At 45.6% G+C, this 351-nt stretch carries 1 protein-coding gene; it reads right to left on the bottom strand.

Annotation, left to right across the window (positions count from 1 at the left end; all coding sequences use genetic code 11):
- A partial coding sequence (locus tag BHE18_RS00030) for an acyltransferase family protein (RefSeq protein ID WP_171910619.1) occupies positions 1-211 on the bottom strand: 211 nt, incomplete at its 3' end.
- Between the last annotated feature and the right edge of the window lie 140 nt (positions 212-351).

Raw genomic sequence — 351 nt, 5'->3', positions numbered from 1 at the left:
CTTTAGAGTCGCGCGTCAATAGCAATGCGCCACTGAGCATGAAGAAAATCGGCACGCACCAACGGAGTGCGCTATCAATTGCATTGGCGTAATGCCATTCCCAATCGCCTGTCGTGTAATTATTGATGATTTTCGATGCGACGTGGACACCGACGACCGTAACGATCGCAACCACCCGCATCCAATCCATATAGCCGTATCTTCGCGCCATTGGGTTGACCTCTTTTCACTATGATTCCTCGCTTATTTTAACGACAAAAGATGTATGCACCTGGAGCAAGAAAGAAAACACAGAACATATTAAACACATGAACTGAAGACTAACGAGTAAGAGTGTATACGATCAACACA

The sequence above is a fragment of the Rossellomorea aquimaris genome, assembly GCF_001877785.1.
Classification (GTDB): Bacteria; Bacillota; Bacilli; order Bacillales; family Bacillaceae_B; genus Rossellomorea; species Rossellomorea aquimaris_A.
Note: the sequence above shows the minus strand (reverse complement) of the source record. Positions and strands in the feature narration are given on the sequence as shown.